The sequence below is a fragment of the Nonomuraea sp. ATR24 genome (assembly GCF_041950485.1).
In the GTDB taxonomy this organism is placed as follows: domain Bacteria; phylum Actinomycetota; class Actinomycetes; order Streptosporangiales; family Streptosporangiaceae; genus Nonomuraea; species Nonomuraea ceibae.
In genome coordinates this window covers 179,862-195,793 of record NZ_JBGNUU010000012.1, presented here as the reverse complement: position 1 = coordinate 195,793, position 15,932 = coordinate 179,862, and the positions used below count along the sequence as shown (strand labels likewise).

Annotated in this window: 18 protein-coding genes; 11 read left to right on the top strand and 7 right to left on the bottom strand. The window is 75.0% G+C overall.

The window, feature by feature from the left end:
- Positions 1-24: 24 nt before the first annotated feature.
- From ACBI99_RS27670 to ACBI99_RS27655, 4 genes are all read right to left on the bottom strand, one after another.
- Positions 25-1,869, bottom strand: coding sequence for a serine hydrolase domain-containing protein (locus ACBI99_RS27670; protein WP_357593292.1), 1,845 nt, complete (start codon positions 1,867-1,869; stop codon positions 25-27).
- 65 nt (positions 1,870-1,934) lie between these two features.
- Positions 1,935-2,471, bottom strand: a complete 537-nt coding sequence (locus tag ACBI99_RS27665; protein ID WP_375073845.1) for a hypothetical protein — start codon at positions 2,469-2,471, stop codon at positions 1,935-1,937.
- Complete coding sequence (locus ACBI99_RS27660) at positions 2,468-3,061, bottom strand: TetR/AcrR family transcriptional regulator (protein WP_375073844.1); 594 nt, start codon at positions 3,059-3,061, stop codon at positions 2,468-2,470. Before ACBI99_RS27660 ends, ACBI99_RS27665 begins: the two co-directional genes overlap by 4 nt.
- 26 nt (positions 3,062-3,087) lie before the next feature.
- Complete coding sequence (locus ACBI99_RS27655; protein WP_375073843.1) at positions 3,088-4,266, bottom strand: cytochrome P450; 1,179 nt, start codon at positions 4,264-4,266, stop codon at positions 3,088-3,090.
- Between the two features lie 116 nt (positions 4,267-4,382).
- Here ACBI99_RS27655 and ACBI99_RS27650 point away from each other — a divergent pair, with 116 nt between their 5' ends.
- From ACBI99_RS27650 to ACBI99_RS27605, 10 genes are all read left to right on the top strand, one after another.
- Positions 4,383-4,961: an RNA polymerase sigma factor gene (locus ACBI99_RS27650; protein ID WP_219517570.1), complete on the top strand. Its 579-nt coding sequence runs from the start codon at positions 4,383-4,385 to the stop codon at positions 4,959-4,961.
- Positions 4,958-5,749, top strand: coding sequence for a zf-HC2 domain-containing protein (locus tag ACBI99_RS27645; RefSeq protein WP_219517568.1), 792 nt, complete (start codon positions 4,958-4,960; stop codon positions 5,747-5,749). The genes ACBI99_RS27650 and ACBI99_RS27645 overlap by 4 nt, the downstream gene beginning before the upstream one ends.
- Positions 5,746-6,582, top strand: a complete 837-nt coding sequence (locus ACBI99_RS27640) for an ATP-binding cassette domain-containing protein (RefSeq protein WP_219517566.1) — start codon at positions 5,746-5,748, stop codon at positions 6,580-6,582. Before ACBI99_RS27645 ends, ACBI99_RS27640 begins: the two co-directional genes overlap by 4 nt.
- Positions 6,579-8,057 carry a hypothetical protein gene (locus tag ACBI99_RS27635; RefSeq protein WP_375073842.1) on the top strand — a complete coding sequence of 493 codons (1,479 nt, stop codon included), beginning with the start codon at positions 6,579-6,581 and terminating at the stop codon, positions 8,055-8,057. Before ACBI99_RS27640 ends, ACBI99_RS27635 begins: the two co-directional genes overlap by 4 nt.
- 29 nt (positions 8,058-8,086) lie before the next feature.
- The gene (locus tag ACBI99_RS27630; RefSeq protein ID WP_375073841.1) at positions 8,087-8,839 is read left to right on the top strand and encodes a hypothetical protein; all 753 of its coding nucleotides are present in this window, start codon (positions 8,087-8,089) and stop codon (positions 8,837-8,839) included.
- A gap of 198 nt (positions 8,840-9,037) precedes the next feature.
- A complete protein-coding gene (locus ACBI99_RS27625; protein ID WP_219512170.1) occupies positions 9,038-9,445 on the top strand; it encodes a molybdopterin-binding protein in 408 nt (135 codons plus the stop codon).
- 12 nt (positions 9,446-9,457) lie between these two features.
- Positions 9,458-10,180 (top strand): molybdate ABC transporter substrate-binding protein, encoded by a 723-nt coding sequence (gene modA / locus ACBI99_RS27620; protein ID WP_375073840.1) that lies wholly within the window; start codon positions 9,458-9,460, stop codon positions 10,178-10,180.
- On the top strand, positions 10,177-11,043 hold the full coding sequence (locus ACBI99_RS27615; protein ID WP_375073839.1) for an ABC transporter permease: 867 nt from the start codon (positions 10,177-10,179) through the stop codon (positions 11,041-11,043). Before modA ends, ACBI99_RS27615 begins: the two co-directional genes overlap by 4 nt.
- Positions 11,040-12,071, top strand: a complete 1,032-nt coding sequence (locus ACBI99_RS27610; protein WP_375073838.1) for an ABC transporter ATP-binding protein — start codon at positions 11,040-11,042, stop codon at positions 12,069-12,071. Before ACBI99_RS27615 ends, ACBI99_RS27610 begins: the two co-directional genes overlap by 4 nt.
- Positions 12,072-12,271: 200 nt before the next feature.
- Positions 12,272-12,583 carry a DUF4342 domain-containing protein gene (locus ACBI99_RS27605; protein WP_357593266.1) on the top strand — a complete coding sequence of 104 codons (312 nt, stop codon included), beginning with the start codon at positions 12,272-12,274 and terminating at the stop codon, positions 12,581-12,583.
- On the opposite strand, the gene ACBI99_RS27600 is transcribed toward ACBI99_RS27605, so the two are convergent.
- Both ACBI99_RS27600 and ACBI99_RS27595 read right to left on the bottom strand, forming a co-directional pair.
- Positions 12,580-13,389: a universal stress protein gene (locus ACBI99_RS27600; protein ID WP_219512183.1), complete on the bottom strand. Its 810-nt coding sequence runs from the start codon at positions 13,387-13,389 to the stop codon at positions 12,580-12,582. The two genes, ACBI99_RS27605 and ACBI99_RS27600, sit on opposite strands and share 4 nt — an antisense overlap.
- 80 nt (positions 13,390-13,469) lie before the next feature.
- Positions 13,470-14,498, bottom strand: coding sequence for a DUF4037 domain-containing protein (locus ACBI99_RS27595; RefSeq protein WP_375073837.1), 1,029 nt, complete (start codon positions 14,496-14,498; stop codon positions 13,470-13,472).
- 67 nt (positions 14,499-14,565) lie between these two features.
- Here ACBI99_RS27595 and ACBI99_RS27590 point away from each other — a divergent pair, with 67 nt between their 5' ends.
- A complete protein-coding gene (locus ACBI99_RS27590) occupies positions 14,566-15,222 on the top strand; it encodes a pyridoxamine 5'-phosphate oxidase family protein (RefSeq protein ID WP_357593260.1) in 657 nt (218 codons plus the stop codon).
- On the opposite strand, the gene ACBI99_RS27585 is transcribed toward ACBI99_RS27590, so the two are convergent.
- Positions 15,194-15,925: a uridine kinase gene (locus ACBI99_RS27585; protein ID WP_357593258.1), complete on the bottom strand. Its 732-nt coding sequence runs from the start codon at positions 15,923-15,925 to the stop codon at positions 15,194-15,196. The two genes, ACBI99_RS27590 and ACBI99_RS27585, sit on opposite strands and share 29 nt — an antisense overlap.
- Positions 15,926-15,932 lie beyond the last annotated feature (7 nt).

Here is a 15,932-nt window from a genome sequence, read left to right as displayed (position 1 = left end):
GATCGACTGGGCCGAGCCGGTCGGTCAGGCCCAGCCGTAGACGGACCTGACGGCCGCGGCGATCTCGTTCACCAGGCCGGACTGGTTGCCGTTCACCAGGATCGCGTAGCCCGCGCCGAGCTCCGGATAGCCCCTGAACACGGACTTGAACCCGTAGTTGGAGCCGTCGTGGGTGTAGGAGAAGTCGCGCGTCCCCCGGTTGGCGAGGAACAGGCCGCGGCCCATGTCCGGCTGAGGGCCGGGCGTGAGCAGCGTGCGCGCGGAGGCCCTGGTGAGCGGGCCGGCGATGTCGCCGGTGGCGCTCCACGCCCGGTTGAGCCACGCCATCAGGCGGCCCAGGTCCAGGACGGAGGTGTAGAGCCCGGCAGCGGCCGACTCCGGGTAGCGGTTGCGCCTGCCGGGGATCACCGCGCCCGTCGAGGTGTGCCCGGAGGCCAGCTCGAAGGCGGGCGACAGCGCGTACGAGCTGGTCTTCATGCCGAGCGGGCCGAACACCTCGCGCGTCATGTACGCGTCCAGCGACTGGCCGGTCTTCTCCTCGATCATCCGCTGGAGCAGCACGAACCCGGCGCCCGAATAGTGATATTCGGCGCCCGGCTCGGTGGTGAGCTCGATCCTGGGCGAGTTGCCCTCGCCGTTCATGACCTGCAGCAGCGAGGGCACGCTCACGCCCGGCCCGTAGCCGGCGAAGCCGCCGCCCCCGGCCGCGAAGCCCGAGCACGCCTCGGCGGGCGAGGTGGAGCCGCGCCCGATGACGCCGCCCCGGTGGGTGAGCAGGCGGTCGATCGTCGGCGCCGAGCCCTCCGGCACGCACGCGCGGCGCGGCAGCGTCCAGCCCAGATGCGGCCGCACGTCGCCCGACAGCGGCAGGCCGAGCGTCTGGGACAGCCGCAGCACGCCGACCGAGGCGACGGCCTTGCTGATGGAGGCCGCCTGGAAGGCCGACTCCGGGTGCGTGGCCGCGCCGCCGCCCGCCTCCAGCCACCCGTAGCCGGTGGACCAGGCGACCCGGTTGCCGATCACCACCGCGATCGCCACGCCGGGCGTGCCGTAGTCGCGCATCCGCTGCCAGATGGTGGCGCCGCGCACCGAGTTCTCCACCTTGCGCACCGGGTCGGCGGGCAGCGCGGGGGCCTGGCCGCGCGAGCACAGCGACCAGCCGTCGCCGACCGGCGAGAAGGCTATGTTGTGCACCTCCCAGCCGCCGGCGGCCAGGTCGTTCATCTCCTTGAAGCACTCGTCGTCGATGCCGCGCACGTGGAACTCGTCCTGCGCGACGACCACCCACCCGCCGGTGTACGGGAACGCCACCCGGGTGATCCGCCGGCCGCCCTGGGTCAGGTTGCGCATCATCTGGTAGCACTCGTCGTCGATGCCGCGCGAGAAGGCGTCCTTGGTGCCGACCACCACCCACCGGTTGCCTCCGGCGGGCGGGAAGGCGACGTGCACGACCTGCTGACCGGCCTTGTAGTAGGCGAGGACGCGCTGGTAGCACTCCTCGGGCACGTTGCGCGCGGTCACCCCGGTGTCGGTGGTGATCAGCCACCGGTTGCCGCCCTCGGGCGGGAAGGCCACGCAGTGCACCTTCCTGCCCGCCGCGAGCAGCTTCTTGAGCTCGGCGAAACACTCCGACGGCACCCCGGCCGCGGCGTAACGGCCGTCGCGGGTGACCATGACCCAGCCGTTGGACGGGGTGAACGCGAAGGTGGCGATGCCGTAGCGGGCCAGCTCGCCCATCTTGGTGTGCGCGGCGTCGGGGACGCGCCGGTTGAAGTACGGGTACGCGGCGGCGGCGTGCGCCGGCCGGGCGAGCCCCACGGCGGCGGCCCCGGCGGCGCCGGTCAGCGTGAGAAAGCGTCTGCGGTCCATGCTGGCTCCTCAAGTCGTGCGCAAGAAAGGGATCAATCTTGCCCTACTCGGGGCCCTGCCGTGACTCACTCGGGGAGCAGGTGCGCGAGCAGCAGCTTGACGAACAGCACCGGGGCGAACCAGGCCAGCGCGACCGGCATGGCGGCGCAGGAGACGGCGATGGCCAGGACCGTGGCCGCGTACGCCACCGGCCGCCGCAGGTCCGCCGGGACGGCCAGCGCGGCGACCGCCCCGGCCAGGGCCAGGCCGTACACCAGCGCCGCCCCGCCCCAGCCGACGCCGGGCACGGTCAGCGCGAGCAGGAACGGCTGCCCGTGCAGGGCGACGAACGCCAGGTGGTGACGCCGGGTGCGGCCGGGGCCGTGGAAGCGGCGTTTGGCGGCGGCGGTCGCGTTGACCGTCGCGCCGCCGAACAGGTCGAAGGCCAGCACGGCGATCACCACGACGGCGAGCGCGGGCAGCCCGTCGGCCTGCCACACCGCGACGAGCGTGCCGGTGAGCGCGGCGGTGTAGGCGAGCAGCGACTCGGCGCCGGTGGCGCCCGGCGCGACGAGCAGGCCGTTGACGCGGCTGCCGAGGCCGCGCGGCTCCCCCGCGGTCATGCGCGCAGCCCGTCGAGGCACACGGCGACGACCGGGCCGGCCAGGTCGCCGATCGGCAGGCGCGGGTCAATGATCCACTGAAGCAGGCAGCCCTCGACGGCGCCGACGACGACCGTGGCCTCCCTCTCCCCCGTGCCGGGCCGTACCAGCCCCTGCCCGGCCGCCTCCGCGAGCAGGCCGGCGACGGCGGCGCGGTAGTCGTCGTAGAGCCCGGCCATGTCCAGCGGGGCGGCGGGGTCGCCGCGGCCGAGCGCCCACAGGTCGAGCAGCACCCGGCTCAGCTCCGGCTCGCGGGAGGCCACCTCGACGACCGAGCGCACCAGGGCGGCGAGCCGGTCGAGGGGGTCGCCGCCGCCCTCGCGGGCCTGGCGCAGGATGTCCTGCCAGGCGGTGTTCAGGGCCGCGAAGGCGGCTTCGAGGATCGCCTCCCGGCTGTCGAAGGACAGGTAGACGCTGCCCTTGGCGATGCCCGCCTCGGCGGCGACGTCCTCGATGCGGGTCGCGGCGAAGCCCTTGCGGGCGAAGACCCGGACGGCGGCGGCGAGGATCTCCTCGCGGCGCGCGTCATGGTCGACTCTCTTCGGTGCCATGCCGCCAGCTTATTATGAATGACCAGTCAGTCAAACTCGTGGAGGACGACGGGCACGGCCTTCGGCCCGAGGTCGGGGCCCGTCTCGATCCACTCGATCGCCTCCACCGGCCCGTCCAGGCGCAGGCCGGGCCGCTGCCGGGCGAGCGCGTCCAGGGCGGCGGCGACCTGGGCGCGGGCCGGGACCGCGCCCAGGCAGTAGTGCGCGCCGTGGCCGAACACCAGCAGCGGGCTCGACCGTCTGCCCGGCAGGAACCGGTCCGGGTCCGGGAAGTGCGCCGGGTCCCGGTGCGCGGCCTCCAGCCGGACGAGCACCAGGTCACCGGCCGCGATCCGGGTCCCGGCCAGCGTGACGTCCTCGTGGGCGTAGCGGGGGAACGGCTCACCGGTCAGCCCCGACTGCATCCGCAGCACCTCGTCCACGACAGCGTCCGGCGCCCCGGCGGGTCCTGCGGCGTCGGCGAGGCGGTCCTCGGCGAGCAGGCGCAGCGCGGCGACGGCGATCGCGTTGCGGGCCGACACGTAGCCGCCCGACACGATTGTGGTGACCATCGCGACCAGCTCGGCGTCCCCCAGCCGCCCGTCATCGGCGTCCCGCACGCCGACGAGCGTGCTGAGCAGGTCGTCGCCGGGGTCGCGCCGCCGCGCCTCCACCAGCTCGGCCGCGTACGCACCCAGCGCCTCCCACGCCCGCGCCGCCGCGGCCACCTCCTCCTCCCCGCCGAAGAAGAAGTCGGCCTCGCCCGCCGCGTCGGCCAGCGCGCGGAAGCGGTCCCGCTCGGCGGCGCGCACGCCCAGCAGCTCGCCGATGACGCCGATCGACAGCGGCGTGGCCAGGTCCTCGACCAGGTCGGCGCGCGGGCCGGTCATCGCCGCCACGAGCTCCCCGGCCAGCTTCCCGACCCGGGGCCGCAGCGCGGTGAGCGTGCGGGGGGCGAACGCCTTCGCCACCAGGCGGCGCAGCCGGGCGTGCGCCTCGCCGTCCTGGAACAGCGTGTCGTTGCCCGGCTGCGCCTCACCGGCCGGCGCGAGCCCGAACCGGCGGTCGCCCAGCACCGCCGCCGCCGCGTCGTACGAGGTGACGAGCCAGGCGGGCCGGCCGTCGGGGGCGAGCACGGGCGCGACGGGCGCCTCGGCCCGCAGCCGCGCGTACTCGGGCGGCGGCGCCAGCGGACGGGGCCGTTCGAACGGCAGGGTCGGTCGCATGCGAAGTCACTCCTCGTGATGGTTGCGCGGGGGGTCGGCATCAGTGAACTCGTTGACGCAGCGTCAAGGTCAACCCGCCGCGAACCGGGCGGCTCCCGGTGTGCGATAGAGGGGGTGTGAGAGCGTTCCCCTTCCGGCGGCGCGAGCCCCCGCCCGGCGTCGGCGCCGACAGCTCCGACGCCGAGCTGCTCGCGGCCGTCGCCGCGCGCAGCACGCCCGCGCTGCGCATCCTCCACCAGCGTCACGCGCCCTGGCTGCGCGCCCGGCTGGCCGGCCGCTGCCCCGACCCGGACGTGGTCGACGACGCGCTCCAGGAGACGTTCCTGGCCGTGTGGCGGTCGGCGGGCCGGTTCGACGGCGGCAACGCGGCGGGCTGGCTGTGGACGATCGCGATCCGCCGGCTCGTCTCGGCGCTGCGCGGGCGCGGCTCGCGCTGGATCGGCACCGGCGAGAGCGAGACGGCACACGCGCCGGTGTCGGCGTCCGCCGAGGACGTCGTCCTGCTCGGCGTCGAGCACGGCGACCTCGGCGGGGCGCTGACGCGACTCCCCCAGGAGCTGCGCGCGGTGATCGAGGCGACCGTGCTCGACGGCCTCACGACCAGGGAGGCCGCGCACCTGCTCGGCATCCCGGAGGGCACGGTCAAGTCCCGCGCGATGCGCGCCCGGGCCCGGCTACGCGAGGAACTGTCATGACCACCAGCTGGCACATCTCCGACGAACTACGCGACCGCTATCTCGCCGGTACGCTCGCCGCGCCCCTGGCCACCTCGGTGGACGCCCACCTCGGCGGCTGCGCCGAGTGCCGGGCGGCGGTGCCGTACGAGAGCGCCTGGCTGGAGGCGTCCTGGGGGCGCATCGAGACCGAGCTGATCAGGCCGCGCCCCGGCTGGGGCGAGCGCCTGCTGCGGCTCGGCGGCGTGCCCGGCCACCTGGCCAGGCTGCTGTCGGCGACGCCGACGATGAGCCGGGCCTGGATGGCGGCGGTGGTGGCCGCGCTGGCGTTCGGCGTGCTGGCGGCGCGGCATCAGGCCGAGCTGCTGCCCGCGTTCCTCATCCTGGCGCCGGTGCTGCCGCTGACCGGGATCGCGCTCGCCTACGGGCCGCGCGCCGACCCGGCGCACGAGCTGCTGGCCGCGACTCCGCTGGCCGGGCCGAGGCTGCTGCTGACCCGCGCCACGGCGGTGCTCGCCGTCGCCACCCCGCTGGCGCTCGTCGCCTCGCCGCTGCTGCCCGCGCCGCCCGGCCTGAGCGCCGCCTGGCTGCTGCCGTCGCTGGCCGCCGCCTCGGCCTGCCTGGCCCTGTCGCACCGCCTGCCCGTGCCCGTCTCCGCGCTCGCCGTGGGCGCGCTGTGGCTGGCCGTCGTCGGCGCGGGCCACCTCACCGGCGGCTGGCTGACCGCCTTCGGGCCCGCCGCGCAGGTCGCGTACGGGCTGATCGCCCTGTCCCTGTCCTTCCGCCTCTACCGGATGAGCATCAGATGATCACTGTGACGAACCTCACCAAACGGTACGGCGGGCGGTACGCGCTCGCCGGGCTCGACCTGGCCGTCGGCACCGGCGTGACCGGGCTGCTCGGCCCGAACGGCGCCGGCAAGACCACGCTGCTCCGCTGCCTGGCCACCACGCTCGCCCCCGACGGCGGGTCCGTCGACGCGTTCGGCCTCGACCCGGCCGACCCCGTCCAGCGGACCGCGCTGCGGCGCAGGCTCGGCTACCTGCCGCAGGACCCCGGCTTCTACCCGCACTTCACCGCGTTCGACCTGGTCGACTACGTGGCGATCCTCAAGGAGCTGACCGACCGCGAACAGCGGCACGCCGAGGTGCGGCGCGTCCTGGCCGAGGTGGACCTGACCGGCCAGGCCGGTACGAAGGTCCGCAAACTGTCGGGCGGGATGCGGCAGCGGCTCGCGCTGGCCCAGGCGCTGCTCGGCGAACCCGACCTGCTCATCCTCGACGAGCCCACCGTGGGCCTGGACCCGGCGCAGCGGATGCTGTTCAGGACCCTGATCTCGCGGATGGGCGAGAGCCGCGCCGTGGTGCTGTCCACGCACCAGACGGAGGACGTCGCGGCGCTGTGCGAACGCGTGATCGTCATGCGCGAGGGCCGCGCCGTCTTCGACGGGACACCCGGCCAGCTCGCCGAGGTCGCCGCCGGGCGGGTGTGGCTGTCGGACACCGCGCCGCCGGCGTCACGGGTGTTCTGGCGCACCGCCGACGGCCGCTACCGCACCCTCGGCGAACGGCCCCCGGCCGCCCACGGGACGGCGCCCGGCGTCGAGGACGGCTACCTCACGCTGCTCGGGGAGGCGGCGTGACGCGGCGGCTGTTCCTGTTCGAGGCGCGCAGGCTGGCCCGGCATCCGCTGGTGTGGGGCGCCGCCGCGCTGGTGCTGGTTCTGCAGACCTACCTGAGCCGGGGCCAGCAGCCCCACTGGGGCGTCGACCCGGTCCACGCGACCGGGCTGTCCACCTGCCTGGCCGCGATGGTGCTCGTCGTCACCTCGCTGGCCGTCTCCCGCGACGAGCGCCACGGCATGCCCGAGACGCTCGCCGGACTGCCGGGCCGGGCCGAGCACCGGACCCGGGCGATCCTGCTGGCCGCGCCCCTCGTCGCCGGCCTCGCCACGGCTGCGGCCATGGGCGGCTACCTCGCCATCCGGCTCGCCACCGGGCCCGCCGCCGGACGGCTCGACCCGTGGGAGCCGCTGACCGCCGTCGCCGTCGCGATGCTCGCCGCCACCCTCGGCGCGGCCGTCGGACGGTGGGCGCGCCGGCTCATCGCCGGGCCGATGGTGGCCGCCGTCCTCGGCTACCTGATCTACACGAACCCGCAGAACGACCTCCTCGGCTGGTGGCTGCCGGTCATGCAGGACCACCGCGCCGACTGGCCCGACCGGCCGTCGGGGATCCACCTGCTGTACGTGCTCGCGCTCGCCGCGGCCTTCGCCGGGGTCGCGCTGCTCAGGCACCGGCCCCGGCTGCTGCCCGCCGTCGCGGTCGTGGCGGCGCTCGCGGTCGCGGCGCCCGCGGGGGCCGTCGCGGCGGCCTCACCCCCGGTCCGCCTTCCCGGCGGCGGCCTCCTGGGCCCGGACACCGTGGACCGGCGCGTGTTCGACCGCTTCTTCGGGCCAGGCGCGCATCGCTGCTCCCTGCGCAACGGGGTGACGTACTGCGCCTACCCGGGGTACGAGCCGTGGATCCCGCTGTGGGAACAGGCCGTCGGCCCGGCCGCCGCGGTCCTGCCCGCCCCGGTACGGAGCCGCCTGCCTCGGGTCGAGCAGACGGCGCTGAGCTGGTACTACGGACACGACGGGGCCTCACCCCTGCAGGCCCCGATGACCTGGGGCCACCCGGACCAGCGCACCATGCTGGCCCAGGGGGTGGGACTGTGGGCCACCGGGCTCCGCGGCTCACTCAGCAGGGCCGCAGCCGACGCACCGGCCGAGACCCCGGACGGGACCCCGGACGGGGCTCAGGGACGGACGCCGTGTGACGCCCGTGGTCAGGCCCGCATGATGCTCGCCCTCTGGATCGCCGGCCAGTCGTCGCCGCCCGAGCCACCCCGCATGCTCTACGCCGACGTCAACCTGGGACGCCAGGCGATGCTCGCGTGGGGACCCGCCGAGGTCGCCTACGCCAAGCTCATGCTCGCCACGCCCGGCATCACCGCCAAGGTGCACACCCACTGGGACACCCTCACCGCCCCGGGCACCACCATCGCCCAGGCCCTCCCCTTGCTCGGCCTGCCCCGCACGCACGACGCCCCTCCCCCACCCACCCGCTGCCCGTGACCCACCTCCCCTCCCCCGGAGAGCCGACCATGCCCTTGCAGCCACCCCTCTCGCTCGACGACGCCGCCCCGCCCACCGGACGAGCAGCCCCCGACCGGACCCCTGACCGGACCCCTGACCGGCCCGGCTCCGGCCCGCCGGTGCGCCGCACCCGGTGGCGACCTGCGATCCTGCTGGTCCGCCCCCTCCTCAAGGCCATCGACTGGACGCCACTCGCCATCGTCACAGCCTTCGCCGCAGCCCTGCTCACAGCGGTGCAGGCCGGCGAGACCCTGCCGCCGGGCGACGCACTGCTGCTCATGCGGATCACCGGCACCCTGCTCGGCTCCGCCGCCACGTTCGCACTGGTCGACGCCATGTCCGCCGACCTCGGCGCGGCAACCGTCCCCCGATGGGTACGGCAAGCGCTGCGCTGCCTGCTGGCCGGGGGCACCGCGGTCGTCATCTGGCTCGCCGCCTTCGCCTACGCCCTGTCCCGGCTTCCCGCCGACGCCCTCTTCCCGATCGGCGACCTGCTGATCGAGATGGGCGTCTGCCTGGGGATCGGGCTGGCCGCCGCCGCGGCCGCCGTCCGGCACGCCCAGGGGCGACAGGCTGCCATGGCCGCCGTGGTGGTGCAGCTCGGCCTGGTACTGGGCACCATCCTGCTGCCGGAGCAGATCCGGCTATGGCCGCCCACATGCGGGTTCGGCCACTGGGACGAGGCGCACGCATTCTGGCTCGCCATGCTGCCGGTCCCGTACGCGTGCCTCCTCCTGGCCAACCGCGACCTGCGCCGCTGACCCACCCAACACCCAAGCCCCTGCTACACCCCAGACCGACCAGCAGAAACCCGGCTCTCCCGCGGGCCTGAAAGCGCGCGCCTGGAAAGACGTCGGGCGCGCGGGCGAGTGGTCGGCTGTACGGCTCCAACGCGTTGGGATGGGCTCGCGATTGCCTAGCTATAGCAGGGAATCGGCTCGCATATACAATGGGCGACCGTGACGACGTTTCGGATCAGCGAGGCTGCGGCGCTGCTCGGCGTGAGTGCCGACACCGTGCGCCGGTGGGTCGACGCGGGCCGGTTGGCGGCCGAGCGGGACGAGCACGGGCACCGGCTGGTCGGGGGCGCCGATCTGGCGGCGTTCGCAAGGGAGCGGATCGAGGCAGAGGACGGGGGGCGGTCCTCGGCGCGCAACCGGTTGCGCGGCATCGTCACCGAGGTGATCCGCGACGCGGTGATGGCCCAGGTGGAGATCGCGGCGGGCCCGTACCGGGTGGTGTCGCTGATGAGCCGTCAGGCGGCCGACGAGCTGGGGCTGGAGCCCGGGGTCGTGGCGGTCGCGGTGATCAAGTCCACCAACGTGGTCGTGGAGATTCCCGAGCACGCGCGCGTGCCGAGCCCGTGAGGAGGCCCATCGGTGTTCAGGCGTCTGTCGCTGCTGCTCGCCGCCACCGTCGTCGTGCTGGCGGGGTGCGCGCCGGGTGAGGCGCGTGACGGGGAGCTGACGGTGTTCGCCGCGGCGTCGCTGACGGGTACGTTCACCGAGCTCGGCGCGGCGTTCGAGGCCGAGCATCCGGGGGTGCGGGTGCGGTTCAACTTCGGGTCCAGTGCCACGCTGGCGCAGCAGATCGCGCAGGGGGCGCCGGTGGACGTGTTCGCCTCGGCGAGTCCGGCCACGATGAAGGCCGCCACCGACGCGAAGGCGGTGACGTTCGCGCGCAACCGGCTGCGGATCGCCGTGCCGGTCGCCAATCCGGCCGGGGTCGACGAGCTGGCGGATCTGGCCGATCCGCGGGTGAAGGTCGCGCTCTGCGCCGAGCAGGTGCCGTGCGGGGCGGCGGCGGTCAAGGCCCTGGAGTCCGCCGGGGTGAAGGTCACCCCGGTCACCCTGGAGCGTGACGTCAAGGCGACGCTCACCAAGGTCGAGCTGGGCGAGGTGGACGCGGCGCTGGTCTACCGGACCGACGTGGCCGCGGCGGCGGGCAGGGTTACGGGCATCGACTTCCCGGAGGCGGCGCAGGCGGTCAACGACTATCCGATCGCCGCGCTGACGGCGGGGCCTGCGGCGGAGTTCGTCGAGCTCGTCCGGTCGGAGCGGGGGCGCGACGTGCTGACGAGGGCGGGGTTCGAGGTTCCATGAGCTCGGCCAACACGCCCGAGCCCCAGAAGCGTCCCGGCGCGCCACCGAAACGGGTCGGGGTGCCGCCGGGGCGGAGTGGGGTGGTGGCTGGGCGGTTGCCGTGGGTGCTGGTGGTGCCTGCGGTGCTCGGGCTGGGCTTCCTGGTGCTGCCGCTGGCCGGGCTGCTGATCAGGGCGCCGTGGGCGACGCTGCCGAGCCGGCTGGCCGAGCCGCAGGTGCTGGAGGCGCTGCGGCTGTCGCTGGTGACGGCGACGGTGGCGACGGCCGTGTGCCTGGTGCTCGGGGTGCCGCTGGCGTGGCTGCTGGCGCGGGTGTCGTTCCCGGGCCGGCGGGTGGTGCGGGCGCTGGTGACGGTGCCGCTGGTGCTGCCGCCGGTGGTGGGCGGCGTCGCGCTGCTGCTGGTGCTGGGGCGGCGCGGGGTGGCCGGGCAGTGGCTGGAGTCGGCGTTCGGGGTGTCGTTGCCGTTCACCACGGCGGGGGTGGTGGTGGCCGAGGCGTTCGTCGCGATGCCGTTCCTGGTGATCAGCGTGGAGGGCGCGTTGCGCGGCGCCGACCAGCGGTTCGAGGAGGCGGCGGCGACGCTGGGGGCGTCGCGGTGGACGGTGTTCAGGCGGGTGACGCTGCCGCTGGTCATGCCGGGGGTGGTGGCGGGGGCGGTGTTGTGCTGGGCGCGGGCGCTCGGCGAGTTCGGGGCGACGATCACGTTCGCGGGCAACTTCCCGGGCCGGACGCAGACGATGCCGCTGGCCGTCTACCTGGCGCTGGAGACGGAGCCGGAGGCGGCGATCGTGCTCAGCCTGGTGCTGCTGGCCGTGTCCGTGATCATCCTGGCGAGCCTGCGTGACAGGTGGGTAAGCGCGTGACGTTGCATGCCCGGCTGGTGGTGAGGCGGCCCGCGTTCGCGCTGGACGTGACGCTGGAGGTGGCCGCCGGGGAGGTGGTGGCGCTGCTGGGCCCCAACGGCGCGGGCAAGACGACCGCGTTGCGGGCGCTGGCGGGGCTGACGGGCCTGTCCGGCGGGCACGTGACGCTGGACGGCCTGCCGCTGCACGAGCTGCCGGCCGAGCGCCGCCCGATCGGCATGGTGTTCCAGGACTACCTGCTGTTCCCGCATCTGTCGGCGCTGGACAACGTCGCGTTCGGGCCGCGCTGCCAGGGCCGGTCGAAGACGGCGGCGCGCCGGGTGGCCGCCGAGCTGCTGGAACGGGTCGGCCTGGCCGCGCAGGCGTCGGTCCGCCCGGCGGGGCTGTCGGGCGGGCAGGCGCAGCGGGTGGCGCTGGCGCGGGCGCTGGCGGTGCGGCCTCGGCTGCTCCTGCTGGACGAGCCCCTGGCGGCGCTCGACGCGCACACCCGCCTGGAGGTCCGCTCGCAGCTGCGCCGTCATCTGGCGGGGTTCGACGGAGCGACGGTCCTGGTGACGCACGATCCGCTGGACGCGATGGTGCTGGCCGACCGGCTGGTGGTGATCGAGGACGGCGCGGTCGTCCAGGAGGGCTCGCCCGCCGACGTGGCCCGCCGCCCGCGCACGGCGTACGTCGCGCGGCTGGTGGGGCTGAACCTGTATCAGGGCCTGGCGGAGGGGCACCGGGTCAAGGTCGGCGAGCTGCTGCTGACGGCGGCGGAGCGGGTGGACGGGCCGGCGTTCGTGGCGTTCTCCCCGGGGGCGCTGGCCCTCTACCGCTCCCGGCCCGACGGCAGCCCGCGCAACCTGTGGCAGGCCACGATCGACGGGATCGAACGGCACGGCGACAACGTCCGCGTCCATCTGGAGGGGCCGATCGCCGCGTTCGCCGACGTCACCCCGGCCGCCGTGGCCGACCTGGACCTGAGCCCGGGCCGGCTGGTGTGGGCGGGGATCAAGGCAGCGGAGACGCACGCTTATCCGGCCTGAGGGGCGAGACCAACGGGCAGGTACGGTCCTGGCCACCGCCGGCGGCATGCAGCGGGCGCAACCGGCGTGGCCGACGCGACCGGGGCGGGAGCAAGCGAGGGCTGGGGGTCGGGGGCGAGAGCCCGCTAGATCTACCTGCGCCTGCCGGATCGGGTGCGGGGCTTCACGCCGGGGGGCCCGTACGTGGGGAGGTCTCCGGTATGACCGTCACCAGAGAAGAGACCAAGGTCCGCGGGCACGAGCTGACCGAGAAGATCAAGCAGGTGATCCACGAGGGGAACGTGCGCCGGATCATCCTCAAGGACTCCCACGGCAACACCGTGCTGGAGGTGCCCGTCACCGTCGGGGTGGCGGCGCTGATCGTCGCCCCGGTGATCACGGCGGTCGGCGCGCTGGCCGCGATGGCCGCCGAGTGGAACATCCAGATCGAGCGCACCGACGACGAGACCCGGCAAGCCCAGGAGGCCCAGGAGGCGGCGCCGGTGACGCCGCCGCACGAGCACATCGGCTAGGGCGAGCGCACGACGGCGAGGGGGCAGGGCGCGTGCTGGAGCAGCGCCTGGCTGACCGAGCCGAGCACCATCCCGGCGAGGGTGCCGCGCCCGCGTGAGCCCGCGACCAGCAGTTCGGCGCCGGTCGCGGCCTGCCGCAGGGCTTCCACGGGGTGCGCGTGGACGGTCTCCTCGATCACGGGCACGCCGGGGTGGCGTTCGCGCGGCCCGGCGAGCAGGTCGGCGAGCACGGTCCGTTCGGCGTCGTCGAAGGGGCCGGGCCAGTTCCAGGCGTGGACGGCGCGCACCCGGCAGCCGCGCAGCCGCGCCTCGGCGAAGGCGAAGTCCAGCACCCGGGCCGAGGTTTCGGAGCCGTCGACGCCGGCCACGATCTCCTGGCGGGGCGAGGAGGGCACCTCGCGGACCAGGACGACGTCGCAGGGGGCGCGTCCGGCGACGCCGTGGGCGACGGAGCCGACGAGCATGCCGCGTACGCCGCCGATGCCGTGGCTGCCGATGACGAGCAGTTCGGCGTCGCGCCCGGCGGCGATGAGCGCCTCGCGCGGGTCGCCGGCCAGCAGCGTCGTCTCGACGTCGGCCTCGGGCCGGTCGCGGCCGGCCCGTTCCCGGGCGGCCTGCAGCACGGACCGGCCGCCTTCGCGCATCCACGCGGCCACGTCGGCCAGCCTGCCGTCGCCGGTCTCGACGGCCCAGCGGGTCATGGCGTGCGCGATGAGCAGCGGCACGTGGCGCAGCTCCGCCTCGGCGGCCGCCCACGCGGCGGCTTCCAGCCCCGCCCTGGACCCGTCAACCCCCACCACGATCATGCCCTCCCTCTTTCCAGAGGGGCGATCGGCTAACTGCGCCGACCGTAATGCCGGGATATGTACGGGCCGCCGTAAGGTTCCTAGCCGTCGAGCAGTGACCGGTAGACCTCGCCCAGGCAGCCGGGCCACAGGGTGAGGTTGACCAGCGCGTCGTCGGCGTGGGTGAGCTGGTCGAGGCCGCCGACCGTGACGAGGGCGCGCAGCGCGGGGTCGGTGATCGCGGCGACGGTGGCGGCGTGGAAGCCGGCGCTGTTGAGCACCCGGTACGGGCGGACCGCGTCGTTGATCCCGACCCGGAAGTCGCCGAGCACGGGCTCGACCGGCGCGCTGAGGCCGAGGTCGTTGTGCCGGCGGCCGAGCTCGGCCAGCGCCTCGGGCAGCCGGCCGGCGTCGAGCAGCGGCCCGATCGTGGCGGCGGCCTCCAGCTCGGCGAACGCGGTGCCGAACCACTTGGCGTAGGGCCGGTAGCGGCGCTCCTGGAGGAAGCACATCTCCATGACGAGCTCGCTCAGCCGGGCGGCCAGCAGGCGTCCGCCGCGGGGGTCGCCCGCCTCGGCGGTGCGGCCGATCAGCGGCTCGGTGTTGTGGATCAGGTGCCACTGGGAGGCGACCAGCCAGCGCCACACGTCGCCCGGATACCAGGCGAGCAGGTCGCGGACCCGGGTGAGCTCGCCGGCGTCGTCGCGGAACACCTCGCCCCGGGTGACGTGCAGCAGCCGCTGCTGGGGCAGCGCGAGCCAGGCGGCGTGGTCGAGGCCGTCGCGCGGGTCGAGGCCGAGCCGGTCGCGGATCCACGCGTCGAAGGTGGTGATCTCGACGTGGTGGGTGACGGCGCCGGCGGCCAGGGAGAACCAGGCCGTCGGACGTCCCTCGTGCTCGGCGGGCAGCCCGCCGGCGACGGCGCGGCGTACGGGCTCGACGTCGGCGGCGGCGACGAACACCTGGGCGCGCGGCCCCCATTCGTGGTCGGTGGAGCGTTCGCTGTCGTAGCCGAGCACTTCGGAGCCCTCGCCGAGCAGGCAGGCGGTGTGCTGCACCGGCACGAGCGGCGCGAGGACGTCACGGTAGAAGGAGCGGGCCAGCGCGAGGCCGGGGCGGAAGTCCGTCATCGCCCGGCACCTTACCGCGTGGGCCGGTGCGGCGTGGGTAGCGTCCCTGGGGGGAAGGGGGAACGACATGACGGGGACGGGCGATCTCGGCCGCCGCATCGCGTACCACCGCGAGCGGCTCGGGCTGTCGCGCGAGCAGGTGGCGGGGCGGGCGGCCATGTCGCCGGGCTACCTGCAGTATCTGGAGGAGAATCCCGGCAATCCGAGCGCCGACGCCCTGTCGCGGCTGGCGACGGCCCTCGGCACCACGTCCGAGGACCTGCTGGGCGGGACCGCCGACCGGCCGCCCGGCGGCGGGCCGGCGGCGGAGTCGCCGCACGTGGAGGTGCTGGACCGGGAGGAGTGCCTGCGCCTGATCGAGCCGGGCGGCATCGGCCGGGTGGCGTTCGACGGCTCGCACGGGCCGACGGTGCTGCCGGTCAACTACCGCCTGCACGACGGCGCGATCCTGTTCCGGACGGCGTACGGCGGGCCGATGGACCGGGATCTGCGCACCGGAGTGCAGGGCGTGGAGATCGTGGTCGGCTTCGAGGTCGACCGGATCGACGAGGCGCAGCGGGAGGGCTGGAGCGTGCTGGTGCAGGGCCCGTTCCACCACGTGGCGCCGGACGAGGCGGCCGGGCTGTCGGCCTCGGACGTCACCCCGTGGGTGGGCGGCGACCGGACGCTCTACATCCGCATCGTGCCGCACCAGATCACCGGGCGGCGGATCCACGGTCTGTGACGAGGCGGGGCCGGGCGAAGTCGCGGTTGTCGACGACGGCGTCCATGCGCGGCACCGGGTCGGCCTCGGCCAGGTAGAGGCGGGCGGCGACGAGGTAGCGGTCGCGGTGGACGGCCTCGGCGCCGGAGCCGGCCCAGTTCGCGTCGCGGGCGGCGCCGCGCCGGATCGACAGGTCGGCGTCCACGTCGACCCAGATGCGGTAGTCCCACCAGTCGTCGATCTCGGGGCGGAAGGCGAACACGCCGTCGACGACGAGGACGCTGTCCGGGGTGAGCGGGGCCGTGGTGGCGGAGTGGTCCACCTGGGTGAGAGGGTCGATGGAGCACAGCGCGCAGGAGGCGGCCTCGGGGTCGCGGCACGGGCCGAGCAGGAGCCGCTTGAGCGCGTCGTAGTCGTAGGCGTTGCGGTAGTAGCCCTCCCCCGACTCGCGGTCGTACAGGTGGCGGTCCTTCCACGGCTTCTTGAAGTCGTCGAGCGTGGCGCGCAGGGCGGGCCGGCCGGTGGCGGCGATCGCCTCGGCGAGCTCGTGGCCGAGGCTGGTCTTGCCGGCGGCGGTGAGGCCGTCGATGCCGACCAGGAGGCGCCCGCCGCCCCGCGCCAGGACGCGGGCGGCCAGGTCGCGGACGAGCGCGTCACGTTCGGGCGAGGCCGGGGCGGGCAGCGGCTGCTGCCAGGTCGAGACCGAGTGGTGTACGGACGTCATGACCGGC